The following is a 21,647-nucleotide window of genomic DNA, read 5'->3' on the forward strand; positions in this document are numbered from 1 at the left end:
CTCAGTAGTCGACGGCGTCGCGGATGATCGGGCACGTCATGCAGTGGCCGCCGCCGCGCCCGCGGCCGAGTTCGGCCCCCACGATCGGCAGCACCTCGACACCGGCCCTGCTCAGCAGATCGTTCGTCTTGGTGTTGCGGTCGTACGTGTAGACCACGCCCGGGCGCAGAGCGACGGCGTTGTTGCCGCTGTCCCACTGCTGGCGCTCGGACTCGTACACATCGCCCGCCGTCTCCAGCACCCTCAGCGACGGCAGCTTCAGCGCTTTCGCGACGACGTCGGTGAACTTCGCGTCACCTTCATCGGTGACGTGCACCGACGCGGAGCCCGCGCCCGGACGCAGCGTGAATGCGTGCACCTCGCCCATGATGTGCGGGTACAGCGTCACCATGTCGCGATCGACGAAGGTGAACACGGTATCCAGGTGCATGGCCGAGCGCAGCTTGGGCATGCCGGCGACGATGACGCTGTCAGCCGCTCCCTTCTCGAACAGGGATGCCGCAACCTGCGTGATGGCCTGGCGCGAGGTGCGCTCGCTCATGCCCATGAGCACGGCGCCGTTGCCGACGGGCATGATATCGCCGCCCTCGAACGTCGACTGGCCCCAGTCCTTCTCGGGATCGCCCCACCACACGGTGGACCCGGCGAAGTCGGGGTGGAACAGGTAGATCGCCTTCATCAGCAGCGTCTCATCGTGCCGTGCCGGCCAGTACAGCGGGTTGAGCGTGACGCCCCCGTACAGCCAGCAGGTCGTGTCCCGGGTGTACAGCGTGTTCGGCAGCGGCGGCATGAGGTACTCCCGCGCACCTGTGGACTCGCGCGCCAGAGCCAGGTAGCCGCTGCGGTCGGGGTCGGGCAGATCGGCGGTGGACAGCCCGCCGACCAGATACCGGGCGAGATCGGCGGGTGCCAGCTGCTCGAGGAACGCCCGTGTGGTGTCGACCAGCCCCAGACCCACCTCGTTCGAGGTGATCTTGCGGTCCAGCAGCCAGGCGCGCGCCTCGGCGAGTGCCATCGTCTCGGCCAGCAGCTCGTGCAGTTCGACGACCTCGACGCCGTTGCCGCGCAGGCTCGCCACGAATGCGTCGTGGTCGCGCTGGGCGTTCTCGACCCACAGCACATCGTCGAACAGCAGCGAATCGGCGTTCGTCGGGGTCAGCCGGTGGTGTGCGAGTCCCGGACGGCACACGAGCACTTTGCGCAGCTGTCCGACCTCAGAGTGCACACCGTAATCGGCGACGCTGGTCATGTTGTTCCCTTCGTTGTGGTCGGCGGGGGCCGGCCTCAGATCGAGATCCAGCCGTCGGCGAGGCCGACGATGCCGGCGATCGCGCCGATGATGAGGAGCGCGAACACGATCCACCCGGGCACCGTGAACAGGCGGCCCCTCTGCTCGCGGCGGGCCACGCCATACAGGATCGTCGCCGGGGCCAGCAGGATGCAGGCCAGCAGCGAGAATCCGAGGCCGGCGGCGTAGACGAGGAAGAGCGTGTAGACCACGGTCAGGACCGCCACGACGATCTCACGACGCCGGACCTCCTCGCTGACACCGTCGTAGCCGTCGCGGGTGGTCGCGATCTTCAGGGCATACATGCCCACCAGTGCGAACGGCGCGAGGGCCAGGGCTGCCGTGAGGTCCAGCATGAAGTCCAGTGCACCGCTGGCGAAGTAGACGATCACCAGCAGCGCCTGGATCATCAGCGTGGTCAGCAGCAGCGCGTTGCCCGGCACCTTCTTGGCCGTCGTCTTCGCCAGGAACCGCGGCAGGTCCTTGTCGGACGCCGCGGCGAACAGCACTTCCGCGGCCATCAGCGACCAGGCCAGGTACGCCCCGAGCACCGAGATGATCAGACCCGCGCTGATGAACCAGGCACCCCAGGGGCCGACGGCCGCCTCCAAGACGCTGCCGACCGACGGCTGACGGAGCTTCGCGATCTCGTCCTTGGGGAGGATGCCGTACGAGATGATCGTGATCAGGGCGAACAGCGCCAGCACCGATACGAATCCGAGGACGGTGGCCCGGCCGACGTCGGTGCGCTTCTTCGCGTAGCGGGAGTACACGCTCGCCCCCTCGATGCCGAGGAAGACGAACACCGTGACCAGCATCGTGCCGCTGACCTGTGAGAAGAGGCTGTCGCCACCCGTGTCGTAGCCGCCGGTGAGGTTCGCCACGAAGACGTCGGGCTTGAACACCACGATCACCACGACCAGGAACAGCAGCAGCGGCACGAGCTTGGCGATCGTGACGATCGTGTTGATCGCCGCCGCCTCTTTCACTCCGCGCATGATCAGCAGATAGAACGCCCAGATGCCCGCCGACGAGACGAGGATCGCCCAGATCGTGTCGCCGTCTCCGAATGCGGGGACCACCGGTCCGAGCGTGGAGGTGATCAGCACCCAGTAGAACGTGTTGCCGGCGCAGGCGCTGGCCCAGAATCCGATCGCCGACAGAAACCCGGGATAGACGCCGAACCCGGTCTTCGCGTAGACGTAGACCCCGTTGTCCAGCTGCGGCTTGCGCACCGCCAGGCTCTGGAACACGAAGGCCAGCATCAGCATGCCGGTACCGGCGATGGCCCACGCGATCACCGCGCCCCAGACGCCGGTCTGCACCGCGAAGCGCTGCGGCAGCGTGAACACGCCGGCGCCGACCATCGAGCCGATCACCATGGCGATCAGCGCCGGGAGGCTGAGCTTGTGCGCTGCGGTCGTGTCGGACGTCGTCTGAGTCATCGACTGACCCTTCCCGTGCCGCGCTCGCGACAACCGATGCTCGAGGCTATCGTCGCGTCCATCCGCGCACAAGGGCGGCGGATCGCGGCGTCACCGTGCTGCGATCACGCGGTCTGCTTCGGCACGGGCCCAGCGTTCGGCCTCTGCCAGAGCCGGCAGCGTCAGCCCGTGGGGAGCCTCGTGCGCATCGACCACGCTGCGGATCGTCTCGACGATGCCGGGGAACGGCAGGCGAGAGTCGTGGAACGCGTCGACGGCCTGCTCATTGGCCGCGTTGTACACCGCCGGGTAGGTGCCCCCGGCCTGCCCCACCCGCTTGGCCAGCGCCACGGCGGGAAAGGCGTCGCCGTCGAGCGGCTCGAAGGTCCACGCCGTCGCGGTGGTCCAGTCCAGGGGTCGCCCGACGCCGGCCACCCGGCGCGGCCACTCCAGCCCCAGCGAGATCGGCAGGCGCATGTCGGGGGGCGAAGCCTGGGCGATCGTGGACCCGTCGACGAACTCGACCATCGAGTGCACGATCGACTGCGGGTGAACGACGACGTCGATCCGGTCGTACGGCACGTCGAAGAGCAGGTGCGCCTCGATCACCTCGAGTCCCTTGTTCACGAGCGTGGCCGAATTCGTCGTGACCACGCGTCCCATCTTCCATGTGGGGTGCGCCAGCGCATCCTCCGGCGTGACATCGTGCAAAGATCCGGCGTCTCTGCCGCGGAACGGCCCGCCCGAAGCCGTCAGGACGATCCTGCGCACCTCCCCCCGCTCCCCGGCCCGCAGCGCCTGCGCTATGGCCGAGTGCTCGGAGTCCACCGGGACGATCTGCCCCGGCGCAGCCGCCCGCGAGACGAGCTCGCCGCCGACGATCAGGGACTCCTTATTGGCCAGGGCCAGCGTCCGGCCCGCTTCGAGCGCGGCCAGCGTCGGGCCCAGTCCCACCGAGCCGGTGATGCCGTTGAGCACGACATCGGCCTCGACATCGCGCACCAGCTGCTCGGCCTCGGTCGCACCCAGGGCGGTGTGCTCCACGCCGAACTCCGCAGCCTGAGCTGCCACCGCATCCCGATCGCGCCCGGCGGCCAGGCCCACGACCTCGAAGCGCCCGGGGTTGGCGCGGATCACGTCCAGCGCCTGAGTGCCGATCGAACCTGTGGACCCGAGGATCACGACGCGCCGCATGCCGTCAGCCTAGTCACCGCCCGTGTGACCGCGTCCGTTGCCTCGGGGTCGCCGACGGCGTCTACACTCGGCGAAATGACCTTGCGCGGGCAACCCCTGGCGGTGAGCGTGATCGTTCCCGTCTTCAACCCCGGGCCTTTCCTGCGGCCGCTGCTGGATGCCCTCGACGACCAGGCACCTGTCGACGGTGGGTTCGATGCGATCTTCGTCGACGACGGAAGCTCCGACGGCACCGAACAGGCCCTGGAGCGGTGGTGTGCACGCCGCCCCTGGGCCCGGGTGATCCATCAGCCGAACTCGGGCTGGCCGAGCAGTCCGCGCAATGTCGGCATCGCGGCATCCGACGCCGAGTTCGTGCAGTTCGTCGACCAGGACGACCGCCTTACCCCGCACGCCCTGTCCACGCTGGTGGACTTCGCGCGGGCGGCCGACTCGGATGTCGTGATCGGCCGCATGCGCGGCGAGGGACGCAAGGTGCCCGTCGCCCTGTTCGCCCGCACCGTCCGCGACGCGCGCGCGCCCGAGGTGCCACTGCCTTCCAGCATGTCTGCGCACGCGATGTTCCGTCGCGAGTTCTTGAACGCCAACGGGCTGCGCTTCGACGAGACCGCACGTCGGCTCGAGGATCACCTGTTCCTCTCCGTCGCCTACACCCGTGCGCGGCACGTCTCGGTGTTCGCCGATGCGCCGGTCTATGTGCACGTCGCACGCAGCGACGGTGCAGGGGCCGGCTTCACGGCGTACGACCCCGGTGCGTACTACCGGGACCTCTCGCGTGCGATCGCGATCGTCACCGAGGCCCTTCCGGCGGGGGCCGAGCGCGACGCGTACCTCAACCGGTGGATGCGGATCGAGCTCGTCGGCCGCCTGCGCTCGGAGGCGGTGCGATGGATGCCGCAGCCCCGCCGCGACGCGTTCTTCACCGCCGTTCGCGCGACGATCCAGAACGCGATGCCGTCCGACATGATCCAGCGCATCCCGGCGGCGTGGCGCTGGCCGACGGCACTGGCCCTGGTGGCCATGCCGGACGAGTTCCTGCACGCCGAAGACCGCATGACCCTGTCACGGGTGGCAGTGCTGAAGGACGTGCCCGGCTCGATCGCCCTCGCCGATGACGTGTCGCCGGACACACTGCGCCGTGCCGTGGCGCTTGTGGGCACCGACGAGCCGCTGCCGACGGGGCGCGCGGCATCGTCACCTCACGCCGCGCTGCTGCGCCGGCTGCGACAGGCGGCGGTCGCGCATGCCTCATCCGGCACAGGACGCACTCACGCGCAACTGGTGTCCTGGGGCCGCACTCCGATGCGGTTCTGGCGGCAGGCCGGCGCCGCCGCGGTGCCGGTGATCGCGGCTCTGGCGTTCCTGTGCTCGCTGGTCGCAGCGGCTCCGGCGACGATCGCCCTGGTCATCGTCGCGGCGGTCATCACGACCGCGCTCGCCGTGCGCTCCACGGGCGGGACGGGCACGGCGGTGCGTCAGCTGCTGCTGCTGGCCGCGTGCGTCCCGGGTGCTGCGACCGCGGGCGCGTCGGTTCCGGCTGCCGGGGCCGTGCTCGCCACCGGTGCCGTGCTCGCCGGCGCCGGGTATGTCGCCGACGGCATCCTGCGCCGGCGCTGCCCGCGCGCTCACGCGGGCGCGCGAGCGTGGCGCCGCCCGGGTGCCATCGCGGTCACCGCGACCGTGGTGACCGCCGCGTGCGTCACCGCCGCGGTGTTCGCGACCCTCGCGCACTGAGCACGTCGCACTGAGCACGTCGCACTGAGCGCGTCGGCCGCGTCAGCCGTCAGCGGGCTGGGCGCGCCGCCCCGGTGTCACTGCCCGTGCTGCACGCCGAGGATGTCGATGACGAAGACCAGGGTCTGGCCCTTGAGGTCCTTGTCGTTGACCTTGCCCGCACCGTAGGCGGCCGACGGCGGCAGCACGGCGAGGACCTGCGAGCCCACGGTCTCACCGATCACCGCATCGCTGAATCCCTGCACGACGCCCTGGCCGACCTGGAACGGGAACGGCTGGCGGCCCCAGCTCTTGTCGAAGTTCTTGCCGGTGGTCCAGGAGACGCCCGAGTACTGCACGAGCACGGCATCGCCCTTGGCGATCTTCGTCCCGTCGCCCTTCTTCAGCGTCTCCTTCTCGAACGCGGTCGGGGCGTCGGTCTTGGGGATCGTGACGGTGGGCGCGCCGTCCGAGGCGAGCTTCACGGTCGGGAAGCCGTCCTTCGGGGTCTGAGCGGCGCCCCACGCGGCGTCGGGGATGATCTTGAGCACATCCACGACGTCGACGCTGGCCGGGCTCGTCTCGTCACCGGGGATCGTGGCCACGACGCGGGTGCCCACCGGGGCGCAGCCGAGCACCTTCCCGAGGATGCTGTCGGCTGAGACCGCCTGCGGCAGCAGGCCGCCCTCGTCCTGGCCGACCGAACCGTTCTTGGCGCCGGTCTTGGCGTTGAACTCGGTCAGGGCGAACTGCACCAGATCGCCGGTCTTCAGCTTCTCGCCTTTGCCCTCGGTGACCACGCTGCTCTGCAGGGCGGTCACCGCGAGCGGCTTGGTGAACTCGACCTTCGCCTCTTTTCCGACCGCGCCCGACACCTTCACCGCATCGGAGGCGGTGCCGGAGGAGACCTGGGCGGTGCACAGGTCGGCGGCGGCCGATGTGGACGGCGACGGCGAGGCGGTGGGCGTGGACGCCGCGCAGCCGGCGAGCGACAGCGCCGCGAAGGCAGCGATGGACAGGGCAATGACGGGGCGGGTACGCACAGAGTTCCTCAGTGTGTGAAGTCGGATGCCGCGAAGGCGCGGACTTCCCATCTTTGCGCACATTCTCATGTCCTACCTGAAAGAGTCGGGCACAGCGCCTGAGAACGGCATTCCGCCGACGGCATGGTTGCGGCAGTACTCTCGTTGGGTGACAGATTCGGAACCGGCAGCCGCTGACGAGGCGCACAACACATCGGTGGGGTTCGCCTACCGAGCCGCCCGTTTTCTGCTGGTGCCCCTGGCGCGTGTCCTGTACCGGCCGCGCATCCTCGGCCGTGAGAACGTGCCGCGCACCGGCCCGGTGATCTTCGCGAGCAATCATCTGTCCTTCATCGACTCGATCGCCATCCCGATCTCTGCGCCGCGCACTGTCCGCTTTCTCGCAAAGGCCACCTACTTCGACTCCTGGCTGTCGAAGACCCTGTTCACCGCCGTCGGGGCAAGCCCCGTCCGCCGAGGAGCGGGGCAGGCGGCCTTGGACGCGCTCGACCAGCAGAAGCATCTGCTCGAGGCAGGCGAGGCGATCGCCCTGTACCCCGAGGGCACGAGATCCTTGGACGGACGTCTCTACAAGGGTCGGACGGGCGTCGCCTTCCTCGCCCTGCAGACCGGCGCACCCGTCATCCCGGTGGGCCTGATCGGCACGGATGTCATCATGCCGGTCGGAGCGAAGTTTCCGCGACTGCGCCCACGCGCGACGGTGACCTTCGGCAAGCCCATCGATGTGAGCCCCCACGGACCGGCCACCTCGGGGCGGGCCCGGCGGCTCGCCACCGACGAGATCATGGCGGCGATCCACGAGCTCAGCGGGCAGGAGCTCGCCAACGCCTACAACGAGGTGCCCGCACAGACGCCGATCGAACGGATCAAGCGGGCTCTGCCCCACGAGCGGCTCTGACGGCCACCTCGGGCTCGACCCGCACCGGGAAGTTCACCGAATTGGCGATGAAGCACCATTCGTGGGCCTGACGGTGCGCGGCGGTGGCGGCATCCACCATGGCCGCCTCGGCCACGGTCACGTGCGGACGCAGCACCACTTCGGTGAACGCCCCGCCACCGCGGCCGTCCTCGGCCATGACGCCGGTCGCCTCGTCGTCGTACCCGGTGACCACCACACCCGCCTTCACCGCCGCGTGCAGATACGACAGCAGGTGGCACTCGGACAGCGCCGCCACGAGCATGTCTTCAGGGTTCCAGCGCGAGCGGTCACCGTGGAAGGTGCGGTCGGCCGAAGCCAGCAGATCGGGTCGGCCTTCGGCGCTGATGGTGACGCTGCGGTCGTAGTCGCGGTAGCCGCTGGTGCCGGTCCCCCGGTCTCCGGTCCACACCGTCCGCAGCCGATACGTGTGTTCTGCGCTCATGATCCCAGTGTGGCACCGGCGCTGCGCCGACCCACGCACCACTCACCGCCGCGCAGGGGCGAAGCGCGGCGGTGAGTGCACGGGCGTGCGATAGTGCGGCTCGGGGTCAGGCCTCGGCCTTCTCGGCCTCGCCCTCGCCTGCGATCTCGGCAGCGACCTCCCGCGAGTGGAGCACGTCGCCGATGAACAGGTCGTAGATGATCACACCGATGACACCACCGATGAGAGGTCCGATGATCGGCACCCAGAAGTACCAACTGAACGAACCGTCCACGGTGCCTGGCATCGCGACCTGCCCCCACCCGGCCAACCACGCGAACAGGCGCGGTCCGAGGTCACGTGCAGGGTTGATCGCATATCCGGCGTTGGCGCCGAAGGAGATGCCGATCGCCGCGATCAGAAGGCCGACCATCAGCGGCGCGAAGTGCTTCACGAACCCACCCATGTTGCGCTGGTCGACGATCGCGGCGATGAGCATCACCAGGAACATCGTGCCCACGACCTGGTCGAGGAAGGGGCCCCAGTTGTTGCCGCCGAAGTACGGCGCCGGGAACGTCGCGAAGATCGAGAACGTGGCCAGGCCCCCCGCGGCATCCCGCGCGGTCTTGGACGCCTTGTTGAACGCGTCGATGGCTTCGAAGTACACGGCGTACACGAGGGCGGCGCCCACGAACGCGCCCGCCAGCTGCGCCCCCCAGTACGGCAGCACCTTCTTCCACGGGAACTTGCGACGCACCGCGAAGGCGAGCGTCACAGCCGGGTTCAGGTGCGCACCGCTGATTCCACCGGCGATGTAAATGGCGAAGGCGACCGCGAACGCCCAGCCCCATGCGATCAGTAGCCAGTCGCCGGCGGCCAGGAAGATCGTCGTCGGCGTCTGTGCACGACCCGATCCCGGGAGTGCGGCCACCGCCATGGCGACCACGCCATCGCCGAAGGCGATGATGATCAGGGTGCCCAGGAACTCGGCGAGGACTTCTCCCCACGTCCCTCCCAAGCGCTTCAACGGTGCTCCGTGGCGCAATGCGCCTCGCAGCGGGGTGATGAGGCTCACGATGATCTCCTTTGATGTCTTGCCGTCCCCATACGTTTACGGCGAAGCTCGCCGCACCCGTTCGCGACACCGCAACCGGCACCGCAATCCCCATATCAGCGCTTCACAGAAAGTGGGTCAATGGGAATGAGAAAACGTGCAGGGTCTGGTTGCCGTCCAGACCGTCGCCCGCACACGTCGCACGTCCGCCCGGCACGGGTCAGGCGCCCCGGATCAACGCGTGCGCCGTACCTTCGTCGATGACGAGATCGGTGATCAGGCCGGCCGCCAGTGCGCCGTGCAGACTCGACAGGCGAGACAGTCCCGCCACGATCCCGATCCGACGCGGCACGCGGCGCAGCATGGCGAAATCGGGGCCGGTCGCGCGGGCATTGATGGGGATGTCGCGATACGTCCCGTCCTCGCGGTAGAAGATCGTCGCGACATCTCCCACGGCGCCCTCCGCACTCAGCGAGGCATGATCGGCCCGAGTGAGGTAGCCGCCCACGTAGACGTGACCGGGGACGACGGCGGCGGGCGAGCCGATGCCGAAGACCGCGACATCCATGCGTCGTTGGATGTTCAGGATCCGCTGCGTGCTGTGCTCCTTCCACATCGCCGACTTCGTCGCCGCCTCGTCGAAGAACGCGGGCACGGGGAACTGCTGGCTCACTCCGCCGAACGCATCGGCGAATCTGCGCAGGATCTCGCTGGCGTACACGATGCCGGTCGTGTGGTCGTTGCCGGCGCCGTTCATCTGCACGAAGACGACGTCGTGCAGCCGGTGCGGCACCAGGTGCCTGCTGACCGCGGTCAGCGTGGACCCCCATGCGATGCCGACGGTCATGCCCGAATCGATGAAGTCGTTCAGCAGTCGTGCCGCAGACATGCACACGCGCTCAAGACGATCGACATCGCTGGTCTGGTCCGTGAGCGGGATGATGTGCGCAGTGATGCCGTACCGGTCCTGGATCTGCTGCTGCACGTGGCTGGATGTGTCCAGCGGCGAGTGGATCGTGATCTCCACCAGCCCCGTCTCACGCGCGTACGACAGCAGTCGCGACACCGTCGAGCGCGACGTGTGCATCTCGCGCGCGATGGTGTCCATCGTCAGGTCCTGCACGAAATAGAAGTGGACGGCGCGCAACGCGTCTCGGACCTTCTTGGGCAGGTTTTCTCCCATGACGTCGAAGTCCTTCCTGCACGTCCGTGCAGACCGCTTGACGATTATTTTCCGATGTTCGCACAATAGCTCTGAACGCGCGGCGCAGGAAGCAGGCTTTCGAGCACGTGCGCACACGCGACGAGTGAACAGCGAGCGGAGCGATGATGGTGATGGATGCCGCGACCAGGACACGATCGAACGTGTCGGAGGTGAAAGACGCCGCCCACCCCACAGTGCTGATCATCGGCGGCGGAATCAACGGGGTCGGCACCTTCCGCGAGCTTGCGCTGCAGGGAGTGGATGTCACGCTGGTCGAGCGGGGAGACTACGCGTCGGGCGCTTCCAGCGCCTCTTCCCACATGATCCACGGCGGCATCCGCTACCTCGAAAACGGTGAGTTCCGGCTCGTGCGCGAGGCGGTGCACGAGCGCAACGGCCTGCTGAAGATCGCGCCGCACTACGTCAAGCCGTTGGAGACGACGATCCCGATCTTCAAGACCTTCTCGGGGATCGTGGCAGCGCCGATGCGCTTCCTCACGCACAAGCAGAAGTCGACCGTCGAGCGCGGCGCCTTCCTGATCAAGCTGGGGCTGACGATCTACGATTCGTTCTCGCGCGACGGCGGCACCGTGCCGCGCCACCGCTTCCACGGGCGCAAGAAGTCGCTGCAGCAGCTGCCCCGGCTCAACCGCGGAGTGAAGTACACGGCGACGTACTTCGACGCCTCGGTGCACGAGCCGGAGCGCCTTGCGCTGGACGTGCTGGGCGATGGGCTCTCCACCGGCCCGCATGCGCGGGCCGCCAACTACCTCGAGGCCGTCGGAGTGCACGACGGTGCAGTGCGCGTTCGCGATGCTCTCACCGGCGACGAGTTCGAGCTCACGCCCGACGTGGTCATCAACACCAGCGGACCGTGGACCGACCTGACCAACGAGACACTCGGCGAGCAGACGCGGTACATGGGGGGCACGAAGGGCTCGCACATCGTGCTGAACCATCCGGATCTTCTGGCCGCATGCGCCGGCCGCGAGCTGTTCTTCGAGAACTCCGATGGGCGGATCGTGCTGATCTACCCGCTGCGCGGCAAGGTGATGGTGGGAACCACCGACATCGATGCCGACATCCGCGAGCCCATTCGCTGCACCGAAGAAGAGATCGACTACTTCATCGACCTGGTCGCGCACGTCTTTCCCGACATCGCGATCGACCGCTCGCAGATCGTCTATCGGTTCTCGGGGGTGCGCCCGCTGCCGCGGCACGAAGACACCCAGCCGGGCTTCGTCTCGCGCGACTATCGCATCGTGCCGTCCAAGCCGCGGGGGCTGAACGGCAAGACGGTGTTCAGCCTGGTCGGCGGCAAGTGGACGACGTTCCGCGCCGTCGCCGAGCACCTGGCGAACGAGACCCTCGAGCACCTCGGCTGGCCGCGCACGGTCAGCACCGAGGGCTTGGCGATCGGCGGAGGCCGGGACTACCCGCGCACCGACGCCGCACGCTACGAATGGATCATCGCGCACGCCGGCGTCGTGCCGGCTCCGCGCGTGGCGCGGCTGCTGGCGCGGTACGGCACGCGGGCCACCGACGTGATCGCCTATCTGGAGGCCAACGGCGACGACGCGCTCCAGGGCACCGATGAGTTCAGCGCACAGGAAGTGCGCCACATGGCCGAGACCGAGCAGGTGGTGCACCTGCAGGACGTGCTCCTGCGCCGCAGCAGCTCGGCCTTCGACGGACTGGCCACCGCGCTGGTCATCGATGAGGTGGCCCGCGTGCTCGCCGAGGCGCTGCAGTGGGACGATGAGCGCATGCGCGCCGAGATCGCCGACTGCCGCCAGGTGATGACCGACGTCCACGGTGTGCGGCTGGAGCCTTCCGGCCTGCTCTCCTCGGACGGCGGCCCGACCGCATCCGCACCCCGAAGCGGGCGGGGGTGACCGCGCCTCAGCATCCCCGACCTCGCACCACACCCGAACCCACCCCGCCGACCGGCGGGCGTGAGGCCAAATCATCTGACAATGGAGTTTGATTACCGTGAGCGACTATGTCATCGCCATCGACCAGGGTACGACCTCGAGTCGTGCGATCATCTTCGACAAGGCAGGGTCGATCATCTCGGTCGGCCAGCTCGAGCATGAGCAGATCTTCCCCAAGCCCGGGTGGGTCGAGCACAATCCGATGGAGATCTGGAACAACACCCGCGAAGTGATCGGTCAGGCGCTCAGCCGCGCCAACCTCACCCGTCACGACATCGCGGCCGTGGGCATCACCAATCAGCGCGAGACCGCTGTGGTGTGGGACAAGAACACCGGCGAACCTGTCTACAACGCGATCGTGTGGCAGGACACCCGGACGCAGAGCATCGTCGACGACCTCGGACGCGACGGCGGACCCGAGCGGTTCAAGGATGTGGTCGGACTTCCGCTGGCGACGTACTTCTCGGGCACGAAGATCAAGTGGATCCTCGACAACGTGGCCGGTGCCCGTGAGCGCGCCGAAGCCGGAGACCTGTACTTCGGCAACACCGACAGCTGGGTGCTGTGGAACCTCACCGGCGGCGTCAACGGAGGCGTGCACGCCACCGACGTGACCAATGCCAGCCGCACGATGTTCATGGATCTGACGACGCTGCAGTGGCGGCAGGACATCCTCGACGTCTTCGGGGTGCCGCTGTCGATGATGCCCGAGATCCGCAGCTCGTCCGAGGTCTACGGCACCGTCGAACCGAACAGCCTGCTGCGCGAGGTCCCGGTGGCGGGCATCCTCGGCGACCAGCAGGCGGCCACGTTCGGTCAGGCGGCCTTCCGCAGCGGCGAGGCGAAGAACACCTACGGCACCGGCAACTTCCTGATCTTCAACACGGGCGAGGAGATCGTCCACTCCAAGAACGGGCTGCTGACCACGGTGGGCTACAAGCTCGGCGACGCGGCGCCGCACTACGCTCTGGAGGGCTCGATCGCCGTCACCGGCTCGCTGGTGCAGTGGTTGCGCGACAACCTCGGGATCATCTCCTCGGCCCCCGACATCGAACAGCTCGCGCTGAGCGTGGAAGACAACGGCGGAGCGTACTTCGTGCCGGCCTTCTCGGGCCTGTTCGCCCCGTACTGGCGCGCAGACGCGCGCGGTGCGCTGGTGGGACTGACCCGCTTCGTCAACAAGGGGCACATCGCCCGTGCGGCGTTGGAGGCCACGGCCTTCCAGACCCGCGAGGTGCTGGATGCCGTCAACGCCGACTCCGGCGTTCCGCTGACCGAGCTCAAGGTGGACGGCGGCATGACCGCCAACGACGTGCTGATGCAGTTCCAGGCCGACATCCTCGATGTTCCGGTGGTGCGCCCGGTCGTGGCCGAGACCACCGCACTGGGTGCCGCGTACGCGGCAGGGCTCGCGGTCGGCTTCTGGAACGACCAGGACGAGCTGCGCGGCAACTGGCAGGAGGACCGGCGCTGGGTGCCCCAGATGGATCCCGCTGAGCGCGACCGCCTGCTGCGCAACTGGAAGAAGGCCGTCACCAAGACGTTCGACTGGGTCGACGACGACGTGAAGTGACGCGCCCTCCGACCAAGGGGGTGGACCCGCCGCGCTCGGCGGGTCCACCCCCTTCGTCGATCCTGCCGCGTCCGACCGGGTCAGGAAGCGTCGTCCACGCGCGGTGGCCACACGGCGCAACCCAGCTCGCGCGAGATGTTGCGGGCCGCCTCGCGCAGATCGTTCAGCGCGCTGGTCTCGGGCGGCCATTGCGTGGAGGGCATCACGATCGACACGGCGGCGATCACCCGCGCGCTGCGGTCGGCCACCGGGGCTGCGACCGAGGACTCCCCCAGCACCGCCTCGTCCTGCTCCACGCCCAGTCCGCGGTCGGCCACCCGCGCGAGCTCGAGGCGGATCTCGCTCGGGTCGGTGAGGGTCGCGTTGCTCAGACTCGGCAGCGGCATCGCCAGCACGTCGTCGGCCAGCTCCGGGTCGTAGGCCAGCAGCACCTTGCCCAGAGCCGAGGCGTGCACAGGGATCACGATGCCGGTCTCGAGCATCTGCTGGCTCTCATCGGGCCGCCGGTTGTGGTGGATGATGATGACCTCGCGCCCGAGGGAGACCCCCAGTCGCACAGCGCACCCCGTACGGCGGGCGAGCTCCTGCGTCCACCGCATCGCGCGCGCACGCACCTCCAGGCTCTCCAGATACACGCTGGACAGCTTCAGCAGCGCCGGCCCCAGCATGTACCGGCGCCCATCGCTCTCGCGGGCGACCAGGCCGTGCGTCTGGAGCGACTTGACGATCCCATGCACCGTCGAGGCCGGCAGATCCACGGCCTCGGCCAGCTCGCTGATGCCGAGGTGGCGCGCGCCCTGCAGGCACTGCAGGATCATCGCCGCACGATCGATCGCCTGGATCATCGTCATCGCCTCCCGCCGCGCCGGTCCTCGTCGACCCCGGTCATCATCGCATCTTGACACGCGCACGATGTCGCGGGATATTCGACATTGTCGAACAGTTTTCGAAGATACACGCAAGGAGGCGTGCCCGTCATGAAGAAACTCATCAACGGTGTCGAGGATGTCGTCACCGATGCTTTGATCGGAATCCAGGCTGCCCACCCGGAGCTGCGCGTGGACCACGCCAACCGCGTCGTATTCCGAGGCGACGCTCCGCGAGCGGGAAAGGTCGGGGTGATCTCGGGCGGTGGATCGGGGCACGAACCGCTGCACGGCGGTTTCGTGGGCTTCGGAATGCTGGATGCCGCGTGCGCGGGTGAGATCTTCACCTCGCCCACGCCCGACCAGATGATGGCGGCCACCACGGGAGTGGACGGCGGCGCCGGCGTGCTGCACATCGTGAAGAACTACACCGGAGATGTCATGAACTTCGACATGGCCGCAGAGATGGCGGCGGCGGAGTCGGGCGTGAAGGTCGAGACCGTCGTGGTGGACGACGACGTCGCGGTGCAGGACTCGCTGTACACGGCCGGGCGTCGTGGAGTGGGTCTGACGGTGCTGCTGGAGAAGATAGTGGGAGCTGCCGCCGAGTCGGGTCGTGACCTCGCCGCCGTGGCGCAGATGGCGCGCGATGTGAACGCCGCCGGCCGCTCGATGGGCATCGCCCTGACCAGCTGCACCGTGCCGGCCGCAGGAAAGCCCACGTTCGATCTGCCCGATGACCAGATGGAGGTGGGCATCGGCATCCACGGCGAACCTGGGCGACGCCGCGTGCCGCTGGCGCCTGCGCGCGAGGTCGCGCAGATGCTCGCCGAGCCGGTGCTGGCCGACCTCGACTTCACGGGAGCCCCCACCATCGTGATGCTCAACGGCATGGGTGCCACTCCCCTGCTGGAGCTGTATCTGATGTACGGAGAGGTCGCCCGCATCCTCGAGACCGCCGGGGTGAGCATCGCCCGCAACCTGGTGGGCAATTACATCACATCGCTGGACATGGCCGGGTGCTCGCTGACGGTGCTGCGCGCCACCGACGACATGCTGAAGCTGTGGGACGCACCGGTGAGCACTCCCGGGCTGCGCTGGGGGATGTGAGGTTATGACGGACCTGATCGATGTGGGCGATCTGATCGCCTGGCTGCACCGCTTCCGAGACGTCATCGCGGAGAACCGCACCTACCTCACCGAGCTGGACTCGGCGATCGGCGATGCTGACCACGGCACGAACATGGCGCGGGGCATGGATGCCGTGGTCGCCAAACTGGATCCGGCCCCGGCCACCGTCGCCGACCTGTTCAAGAAGGTCGGGATGACGCTGGTGACCTCGGTGGGCGGTGCCAGCGGACCGCTGTACGGCACCTTCTTCCTGCGCATGGGCGCGGCGGTCGGCAGCGACACCCAGCTGGACGGCCAAGAGCTCGCCGGTGCCCTGCGTGCAGGCCTGGACGGCATCGTGGCACGCGGCAAGGCCGAGGCCGGCGACAAGACCATGTACGACGCCCTGCAGCCGGCGATGGACGCTCTGGACTGGGCCCTGGACGGCGACGCGTCGCTGGCGGTGGCCCTCCGACAGTCGGCGGCAGCGGCGGCCAAGGGGCGAGACGCGACCATTCCGCTGGTGGCGCGCAAGGGCCGGGCCAGCTATCTGGGCGAGCGCAGTGCGGGTCACCTCGACCCCGGTGCGACCTCGGCGACGCTGCTCATGCAGGCTCTGGCCGACCAGGTGGCCGGCCAGGACTGAATCGTGACCGGAATCGTCGCTGTCTCGCACAGCCGTGCGCTGGCCGAGGCGGCCGTGGCACTGGCATTGGAGATGGTCGCTGACGCTCCTCCGCGCATCGTGATCGCCGCCGGCACCGACGACGGACGCACCGGCACCGACGCGACGCGGGTGGCCGATGCGATCGTGGAGGCAGACGACGACGGAGTGGTGGTCATCATGGACCTCGGCTCGGCGGTGCTCAGCGCCGAGCTCGCCCTCGAGCTGCTGCCGCACCCGGTGCAGACCAGGCTGGTGGCGGCACCGTTCGTCGAGGGACTTCTGGCCGCCGCGGTGCGCGCCGCCGGAGGTGCCGGGCTCGACGAGGTCGCACGCGAGGCGACGGCCGCGCTGTCGGCGAAATCATCGCAGCTGGATGACTCACCCGGAGCCGGGCCGACCGGTGCGGATGACGCAGCGCACGCTCCGACGACACCCGAGGTTGCCGCGCCGAGCCCAGACGGCGGCGAGGGTGACGCGACCCGCGCGCAGGCGGTGCTGATCAACGCCGCAGGACTGCACGCACGACCGGCCGCCCAACTCGCGGCGGCGGCGGCGCGCTACGACGCCGACACGCGCATCTCGGTGCGAGACGGGGCTTCGGTGCCGGCGGTCAGCCCCACGGGGCTTGCCACTCTGGCCGCCCGCGCCGGCGACACGGTGACCATCACCGCACGCGGCCCCGGCGCGGCCGCAGCCGTGCAGGCGCTGATCGCGCTGATCGAGAGCGGATTCGGCGAGGACGAGGCGGCACCGGCCGAACCGGAGCCGCAGACCGGGCGTGCTCACCCCGACCAGACACCGCGCAACGGTGAGGTCGGATCGGCCGCCGCAGAGGGGCGGGGCGTGAGCCCCGGACGCGTGCTGGGGACGGTGGCCCGCATGCCCGACCCGGTGCCCGAACCCGATCCCGATGCGCGTGTCGCCGTCGGCGACCGTGACGCGGCCGTGCGCCGGGTGTGGGATGCCTCGGCGCGCGTGGCAGCCCACCTGCAGGCCCGTGCACGAGACCACGAAGGCCCAGCCCGCGACATCCTCGCCGCCACCGAGGCGATGGCCGCCGATTCCGCCGTGCTCGACCGTGCCGCAGCCGCTGTCCGCGACGAGGGGGTCACACCCGAGCGGGCGGTGTGGACCGTCTTCAGCGACATCGCCGCGCAGCTGCATGCGCTCGGCGGCCTGCAGGCCGAGCGCGCCGGCGACGTCCGCGATATCCGCGGGCGGCTCGTGGCCGCGCTGACCGGGCAGGCCACCCCCGGCATCCCGGACCTGGACCATCCCTTCGTGCTGGTGGCCACCGATCTCGCCCCGGCAGACACGGCCGAGCTCACCACCCAGCGGTGCCTGGCGATCGTGACCGCCGAGGGCGGACCCACCTCGCACACGGCGATCCTGGCGCGCACGCTCGGCATCCCCGCCGTCGTGGCCTTCGCCGGCGCCACCGGTCTTCTCGACGGCATGACCGTGCTCGTGGACGGCTCGACCGGTGAGGTGATCGTCGATCCCACCCCCGCTCAGGCGGCGACCGCGACGACCGGCCCTGCCGGCGCTGCGGACTCGGCCGACGCGGCTGCGAAAGGCCCTGCGGTCACCGCCGACGGCTCGCCGGTGGTGCTGCTGGCCAACATCGGAGAGCCGACCGAGGTGCCCGGTGCGGTCGCTTCCGGCGCGTCGGGAGTCGGGCTGTTCCGCACCGAATTCGCCTTCCTCGGCCGTGACGAAGAACCGGACGTCGATGAGCAGGCGCATGTGTACGGCACGGTCCTGGCGGGGTTCTGCGGGCAGAAGGTCATCATGCGGACCCTGGATGCCGGCTCCGACAAGCCGCTGCCGTTCCTCACCCCGAACGACGAGCCCAACCCCGCGCTGGGTGTGCGAGGGCTGCGCACGGCGCTCGCCCACCCGGAAGTGCTCGACGGGCAGCTGCGCGCCATCGCACAGGCAGTGCACGATGCAGCCGCGGCCTGCTCGCAGCCGACCGATGTCGGCGTCATGGCGCCGATGATCGCCACCGCCGACGAGGCCGAGGCGTTCGCCGCACGCGCACGGGCCGCAGGCATCGCGCAGGTCGGCATCATGATCGAGACTCCCGCCGCCGCGCTCCTGGCCGAAGAGCTTCTGATCCACGTCGATTTCGCGAGTATCGGCACGAACGACCTGGCGCAGTACACTCTGGCCGCCGATCGCACCGTCGGTGCGCTGGCCGATCTGAACGACCCGTGGCAGCCGGCGGTGCTGCGGCTCGTGCAGGCCGCCGCGCAGGCGGGAGTGCGCACCGGCAAACCGGTGGGCGTGTGCGGTGAGGCCGCCGCCGACCCGCTGCTGGCCTGCGTGCTGGTCGGGATGGGGGTGACGAGCCTGTCGATGACGGCGCGGATGATCCCCGCCGTCGGCGCGAAGCTGCGCGCGGTCACCCGTGCGGCGTGCGAACGTGCGGCGGTGGCAAGTGCGGCCGCCGATTCGGCCGCGCACGCGCGGGATGCCGCGCGCGCCGTCCTGACGGCATCCCCCGCCTGAGCGCTACAGCTCCACACCCGGCTGCGACAGATACCGTGCCGTCGCCTCGGCACGACTCTGCACGTGCAGCTTGCGATAGATGCGGCCCACGTGGAACTTCACCGTGTTCTCGCTGATGGACAGTTCGGCGGCGATCTCACGATTGCGACGGCCGGCGGCGAGTCGGCTCAGCACGTCGATCTCGCGCGGCCGCAGGCCCCACTCCACCGCACCCCCGGCGGCCGTCTGCGGCGGATCCAGGGGAATGACGATGGTGATGTGCGTCCCCCAGCCACGCGTCGCATCCAGCTCGAAGCTGCCGCCCAGTGCGTGCACCCGTTGGCGCACGAGCTTCAGCTGCACCGCGTCACCGGTCGCGCCCCCGGCCCCGTCGTCACGCACGTCGATCAGCAGGTTCGTGCCGTCGCAGTCCCATTGCACTCGCACGCGGCTGACCTCGGGGCTGTCCAGGAGGGCGAGGATCGAGCCGCGCACGGCGGCGCGAGCGCCGCGGGCCACCTCACTGGGCAGGGGCCGACCGTCCGCCGGCGGCTCGACGAATTCGACCTCCAGGTCTTGGTACCGCACGATCGGGCGAAGGTCCTCGCGCAGACGGGCGAATGCTCCCGCGACCGATTCCTGCGCCGAAGAGACCACGCGGTCCGCGGCGGTGCGCAGTGTGACCAGGCCCGCGGCGGCCAACGCGGTGGCCGACGCGCGCGCTGCCCGATCATCCAGATGCGATGCCCGCAGAGCGCCGAGGATCGACTCGAGCGTGGCCGAGTACTCGTCGGCGAGTTCGGTGACCGCCTCCAGCCGTTCGCCCGAAGTCGCCCGCTCGACGCGCAGAGCGCGAGGCAACGCGATATCCGTCGCGTTCTGGGTGGACTGGGCCACCACGTTCCACAGATCCAGTGCCGCGGCCACGCCGCCGGGACGGGGGTGCGGCGCCACCAGGATCAGCGGCACACCGCCCCGCGACGTGAGCTGCAGAGCCTGAGCACGGTCGCCGCCGACGGCCCACGGCACACTGTGCGCGGTGCCCGGCCGCGCCGTTCGCTGCAGGTCGGCCAGCTCCGCAGGCGTGACGTGCTCGAAGGCGGTGAGGTCGCCGGCACCCTGGAGGCGTGCGCCGGCGGAGTCCAGCAGGAGGATGCCGAGCGCATCGTGGGCGACGAACGACATCAGCAACTGCGACAGCCGGGCCGGCTGCGCGCGACCCGAGCCAGCAGTGACGGCTCCGGCGAGGCGGCGCAGAACACCGCCGACGGTCTGCATCTCGGCATCCGACATATCCCCACGGTAGGCCGCCGCCGCCCGTTGGTATAGGCGATCCCGCCCATACCGAGGATGGCTCGCACGACGCGCCCGCGAGACACTGAGAGCGGATCGCCGTGGAGAACGCGACCATCCGCATGAGTGGGCGAAGAAGCCCGAGAATGGAGGTTGCTATGGCCAGCAATCGTGCCGTGGCATACAAGGGCCCGGGAGTGGTCGAGGTCGTCGACACCGATTACCCGGAGTTCGAATTGAAGGACGGCCCCGGGGTGAACCCGGCCAACGTCGGACGGAAGGTTCCGCACGGGGCGATCCTGCGCACGGTCGCCACGAACATCTGCGGATCGGACCAGCACATGGTCCGCGGGCGCACCACCGCTCCCACCGGGCTGATCCTCGGTCACGAGATCACCGGCGAAGTCGTCGAGGTCGGACCCGGCGTGGAATTCATCAAGGTCGGCGACATCTGCTCGGTGCCCTTCAACATCGCCTGCGGGCGCTGTCGCAACTGCAAGGAGGGCAAGACCGGCATCTGCCTGAACGTGAACCCGGACCGACCGGGCAGCGCCTACGGCTATGTCGACATGGGCGGCTGGGTCGGCGGCCAGGCTGAGTACGTGCTCGTCCCGTATGCCGATTGGAACCTGCTGAAGTTCCCGGACCGCGATCAGGCTCTGGAGAAGATCCTCGACCTGACCATGCTCTCCGACATCTTCCCGACCGGCTTCCACGGCGCCTACACCGCCGGTGTGCGGCCGGGCTCGACCGTCTACATCGCCGGTGCCGGGCCCGTGGGACTGGCCGCTGCGACAGGAGCACAGCTGCTGGGTGCGGCAGCGGTGATCGTCGGCGACATGAACGCGGACCGGCTTGCGCAGGCGCGCTCGTTCGGCTGCGAGACGATCGACCTGACCAAGGGCGAGCCGCAGGACCAGATCGAGCAGATCCTCGGCGAACCCGAGGTCGACTGCGCCGTGGACGCGGTGGGCTTCGAAGCCAAGGGCCACGGCGCGGATGCGACGCACGAGGCGCCGGCGACCGTGCTGAACTCGCTGATGACGCTGACCGCCGCCGGCGGTGCGCTCGGCATTCCGGGCCTGTACGTCACGGGTGACCCGGGAGGGGTCGACGAGGCGGCGAAGGTCGGCTCGCTGTCGCTGCGCCTGGGGCTGGGCTGGGCGAAGTCGCTGTCGTTCACGACCGGACAGTGCCCGGTCATGCGCTACAACCGGCAGCTGATGATGGCGATCCTGCACGACAAGGTGCACATCGCCAAGAACGTCAACGCGACGCCGATCTCGCTGGAGGACGCTCCGCGCGGCTACGCCGAGTTCGACCAGGGTGCGGCCAAGAAGTACGTGCTGAACCCGAACGGCTATCTGGACGACAAGGCCGCCTGAGATCCCGGGGCCACCGTGCCGCACACGGCATGATCGACGGCGGTCTGCGCGCCCGAGGTCATGGCC

17 protein-coding genes are annotated in these 21,647 nt (G+C 69.2%); 8 read left to right on the forward strand and 9 right to left on the reverse strand.

The genetic code is table 11. The features are described from left to right. Nucleotide 1: 1 nt before the first annotated feature. The 3 genes from QU603_RS11005 to dxr form a co-directional block, all read right to left on the reverse strand. Nucleotides 2–1,249, reverse strand: coding sequence for an arginine deiminase (locus tag QU603_RS11005; RefSeq protein ID WP_308491434.1), 1,248 nt, complete (start codon nucleotides 1,247–1,249; stop codon nucleotides 2–4). 35 nt (nucleotides 1,250–1,284) lie between these two features. Continuing rightward, entirely contained in the window at nucleotides 1,285–2,733 is a 1,449-nt protein-coding gene (locus QU603_RS11010) for a basic amino acid/polyamine antiporter (RefSeq protein WP_308491435.1), read from the reverse strand. 90 nt (nucleotides 2,734–2,823) lie between these two features. Then, nucleotides 2,824–3,906, reverse strand: a complete 1,083-nt coding sequence (gene dxr, locus QU603_RS11015; RefSeq protein ID WP_308491436.1) for a 1-deoxy-D-xylulose-5-phosphate reductoisomerase — start codon at nucleotides 3,904–3,906, stop codon at nucleotides 2,824–2,826. A 75-nt stretch (nucleotides 3,907–3,981) separates the two neighbouring features. Between dxr and QU603_RS11020 the strand changes: the two genes are divergently transcribed. Continuing rightward, complete coding sequence (locus QU603_RS11020; RefSeq protein WP_308491437.1) at nucleotides 3,982–5,640, forward strand: glycosyltransferase family 2 protein; 1,659 nt, start codon at nucleotides 3,982–3,984, stop codon at nucleotides 5,638–5,640. A 77-nt stretch (nucleotides 5,641–5,717) separates the two neighbouring features. On the opposite strand, the gene QU603_RS11025 is transcribed toward QU603_RS11020, so the two are convergent. Next, nucleotides 5,718–6,662: an FKBP-type peptidyl-prolyl cis-trans isomerase gene (locus QU603_RS11025; protein ID WP_308491438.1), complete on the reverse strand. Its 945-nt coding sequence runs from the start codon at nucleotides 6,660–6,662 to the stop codon at nucleotides 5,718–5,720. A gap of 148 nt (nucleotides 6,663–6,810) precedes the next feature. On the opposite strand from QU603_RS11025, the gene QU603_RS11030 reads away from it, so the two are divergent. Next, a complete protein-coding gene (locus QU603_RS11030; RefSeq protein ID WP_370655300.1) occupies nucleotides 6,811–7,560 on the forward strand; it encodes a lysophospholipid acyltransferase family protein in 750 nt (249 codons plus the stop codon). Here the strand turns inward: QU603_RS11030 and QU603_RS11035 are convergent. From QU603_RS11035 to QU603_RS11045, 3 genes are all read right to left on the reverse strand, one after another. Beyond that, nucleotides 7,529–8,023, reverse strand: coding sequence for an OsmC family protein (locus QU603_RS11035; RefSeq protein WP_308491439.1), 495 nt, complete (start codon nucleotides 8,021–8,023; stop codon nucleotides 7,529–7,531). The genes QU603_RS11030 and QU603_RS11035 overlap by 32 nt on opposite strands. A 106-nt stretch (nucleotides 8,024–8,129) precedes the next feature. Further along, a complete protein-coding gene (locus tag QU603_RS11040) occupies nucleotides 8,130–9,077 on the reverse strand; it encodes an MIP/aquaporin family protein (RefSeq protein WP_308491440.1) in 948 nt (315 codons plus the stop codon). Between the two features lie 199 nt (nucleotides 9,078–9,276). Beyond that, a complete protein-coding gene (locus QU603_RS11045; RefSeq protein WP_308491441.1) occupies nucleotides 9,277–10,239 on the reverse strand; it encodes a sugar-binding transcriptional regulator in 963 nt (320 codons plus the stop codon). Between the two features lie 152 nt (nucleotides 10,240–10,391). Here QU603_RS11045 and QU603_RS11050 point away from each other — a divergent pair, with 152 nt between their 5' ends. Next, nucleotides 10,392–12,155 carry a glycerol-3-phosphate dehydrogenase/oxidase gene (locus tag QU603_RS11050; protein WP_308494003.1) on the forward strand — a complete coding sequence of 588 codons (1,764 nt, stop codon included), beginning with the start codon at nucleotides 10,392–10,394 and terminating at the stop codon, nucleotides 12,153–12,155. A 97-nt stretch (nucleotides 12,156–12,252) separates the two neighbouring features. Then, nucleotides 12,253–13,767, forward strand: coding sequence for a glycerol kinase GlpK (glpK, locus tag QU603_RS11055; protein WP_308491442.1), 1,515 nt, complete (start codon nucleotides 12,253–12,255; stop codon nucleotides 13,765–13,767). 80 nt (nucleotides 13,768–13,847) lie between these two features. On the opposite strand, the gene QU603_RS11060 is transcribed toward glpK, so the two are convergent. Next, nucleotides 13,848–14,618 carry an IclR family transcriptional regulator gene (locus QU603_RS11060; protein ID WP_308491443.1) on the reverse strand — a complete coding sequence of 257 codons (771 nt, stop codon included), beginning with the start codon at nucleotides 14,616–14,618 and terminating at the stop codon, nucleotides 13,848–13,850. 126 nt (nucleotides 14,619–14,744) lie between these two features. Here QU603_RS11060 and dhaK point away from each other — a divergent pair, with 126 nt between their 5' ends. The 3 genes from dhaK to ptsP are packed head-to-tail and all read left to right on the forward strand — an operon-like array spanning nucleotide 14,745 to nucleotide 18,924. Continuing rightward, on the forward strand, nucleotides 14,745–15,743 hold the full coding sequence (gene dhaK, locus QU603_RS11065) for a dihydroxyacetone kinase subunit DhaK (RefSeq protein WP_308491444.1): 999 nt from the start codon (nucleotides 14,745–14,747) through the stop codon (nucleotides 15,741–15,743). A gap of 4 nt (nucleotides 15,744–15,747) precedes the next feature. Next, nucleotides 15,748–16,389 (forward strand): dihydroxyacetone kinase subunit DhaL, encoded by a 642-nt coding sequence (dhaL, locus tag QU603_RS11070; protein ID WP_308491445.1) that lies wholly within the window; start codon nucleotides 15,748–15,750, stop codon nucleotides 16,387–16,389. A gap of 3 nt (nucleotides 16,390–16,392) precedes the next feature. Further along, nucleotides 16,393–18,924 (forward strand): phosphoenolpyruvate--protein phosphotransferase, encoded by a 2,532-nt coding sequence (gene ptsP, locus QU603_RS11075; protein ID WP_308491446.1) that lies wholly within the window; start codon nucleotides 16,393–16,395, stop codon nucleotides 18,922–18,924. 3 nt (nucleotides 18,925–18,927) lie between these two features. Here the strand turns inward: ptsP and QU603_RS11080 are convergent, their stop codons facing one another. After that, a complete protein-coding gene (locus QU603_RS11080; protein WP_308491447.1) occupies nucleotides 18,928–20,196 on the reverse strand; it encodes a helix-turn-helix transcriptional regulator in 1,269 nt (422 codons plus the stop codon). 158 nt (nucleotides 20,197–20,354) lie between these two features. On the opposite strand from QU603_RS11080, the gene fdhA reads away from it, so the two are divergent. Continuing rightward, nucleotides 20,355–21,581: a formaldehyde dehydrogenase, glutathione-independent gene (fdhA, locus tag QU603_RS11085; protein ID WP_308491448.1), complete on the forward strand. Its 1,227-nt coding sequence runs from the start codon at nucleotides 20,355–20,357 to the stop codon at nucleotides 21,579–21,581. The last annotated feature ends 66 nt before the right edge of the window (nucleotides 21,582–21,647 follow it).

Origin of the sequence: Microbacterium terrisoli, assembly GCF_030866805.1 — a bacterium.
Lineage (GTDB): Bacteria > Actinomycetota > Actinomycetes > Actinomycetales > Microbacteriaceae > Microbacterium > Microbacterium terrisoli.

Bases quoted from the DNA above. Each gene is read 5' to 3' on its own strand.
- QU603_RS11005 (WP_308491434.1), bottom strand. From the start codon at position 1,249: ATGACCAGCGTCGCCGATTACGGTGTGCACTCTGAGGTCGGACAGCTG.
- QU603_RS11010 (WP_308491435.1), bottom strand. From the start codon at position 2,733: ATGACTCAGACGACGTCCGACACGACCGCAGCGCACAAGCTCAGCCTC.
- dxr (WP_308491436.1), bottom strand. From the start codon at position 3,906: ATGCGGCGCGTCGTGATCCTCGGGTCCACAGGTTCGATCGGCACTCAG.
- QU603_RS11020 (WP_308491437.1), top strand. From the start codon at position 3,982: ATGACCTTGCGCGGGCAACCCCTGGCGGTGAGCGTGATCGTTCCCGTC.
- QU603_RS11035 (WP_308491439.1), bottom strand. From the start codon at position 8,023: ATGAGCGCAGAACACACGTATCGGCTGCGGACGGTGTGGACCGGAGAC.
- QU603_RS11045 (WP_308491441.1), bottom strand. From the start codon at position 10,239: ATGGGAGAAAACCTGCCCAAGAAGGTCCGAGACGCGTTGCGCGCCGTC.
- QU603_RS11050 (WP_308494003.1), top strand. From the start codon at position 10,392: ATGGATGCCGCGACCAGGACACGATCGAACGTGTCGGAGGTGAAAGAC.
- QU603_RS11060 (WP_308491443.1), bottom strand. From the start codon at position 14,618: ATGACGATGATCCAGGCGATCGATCGTGCGGCGATGATCCTGCAGTGC.
- dhaK (WP_308491444.1), top strand. From the start codon at position 14,745: ATGAAGAAACTCATCAACGGTGTCGAGGATGTCGTCACCGATGCTTTG.
- dhaL (WP_308491445.1), top strand. From the start codon at position 15,748: ATGACGGACCTGATCGATGTGGGCGATCTGATCGCCTGGCTGCACCGC.
- QU603_RS11080 (WP_308491447.1), bottom strand. From the start codon at position 20,196: ATGTCGGATGCCGAGATGCAGACCGTCGGCGGTGTTCTGCGCCGCCTC.
- fdhA (WP_308491448.1), top strand. From the start codon at position 20,355: ATGGCCAGCAATCGTGCCGTGGCATACAAGGGCCCGGGAGTGGTCGAG.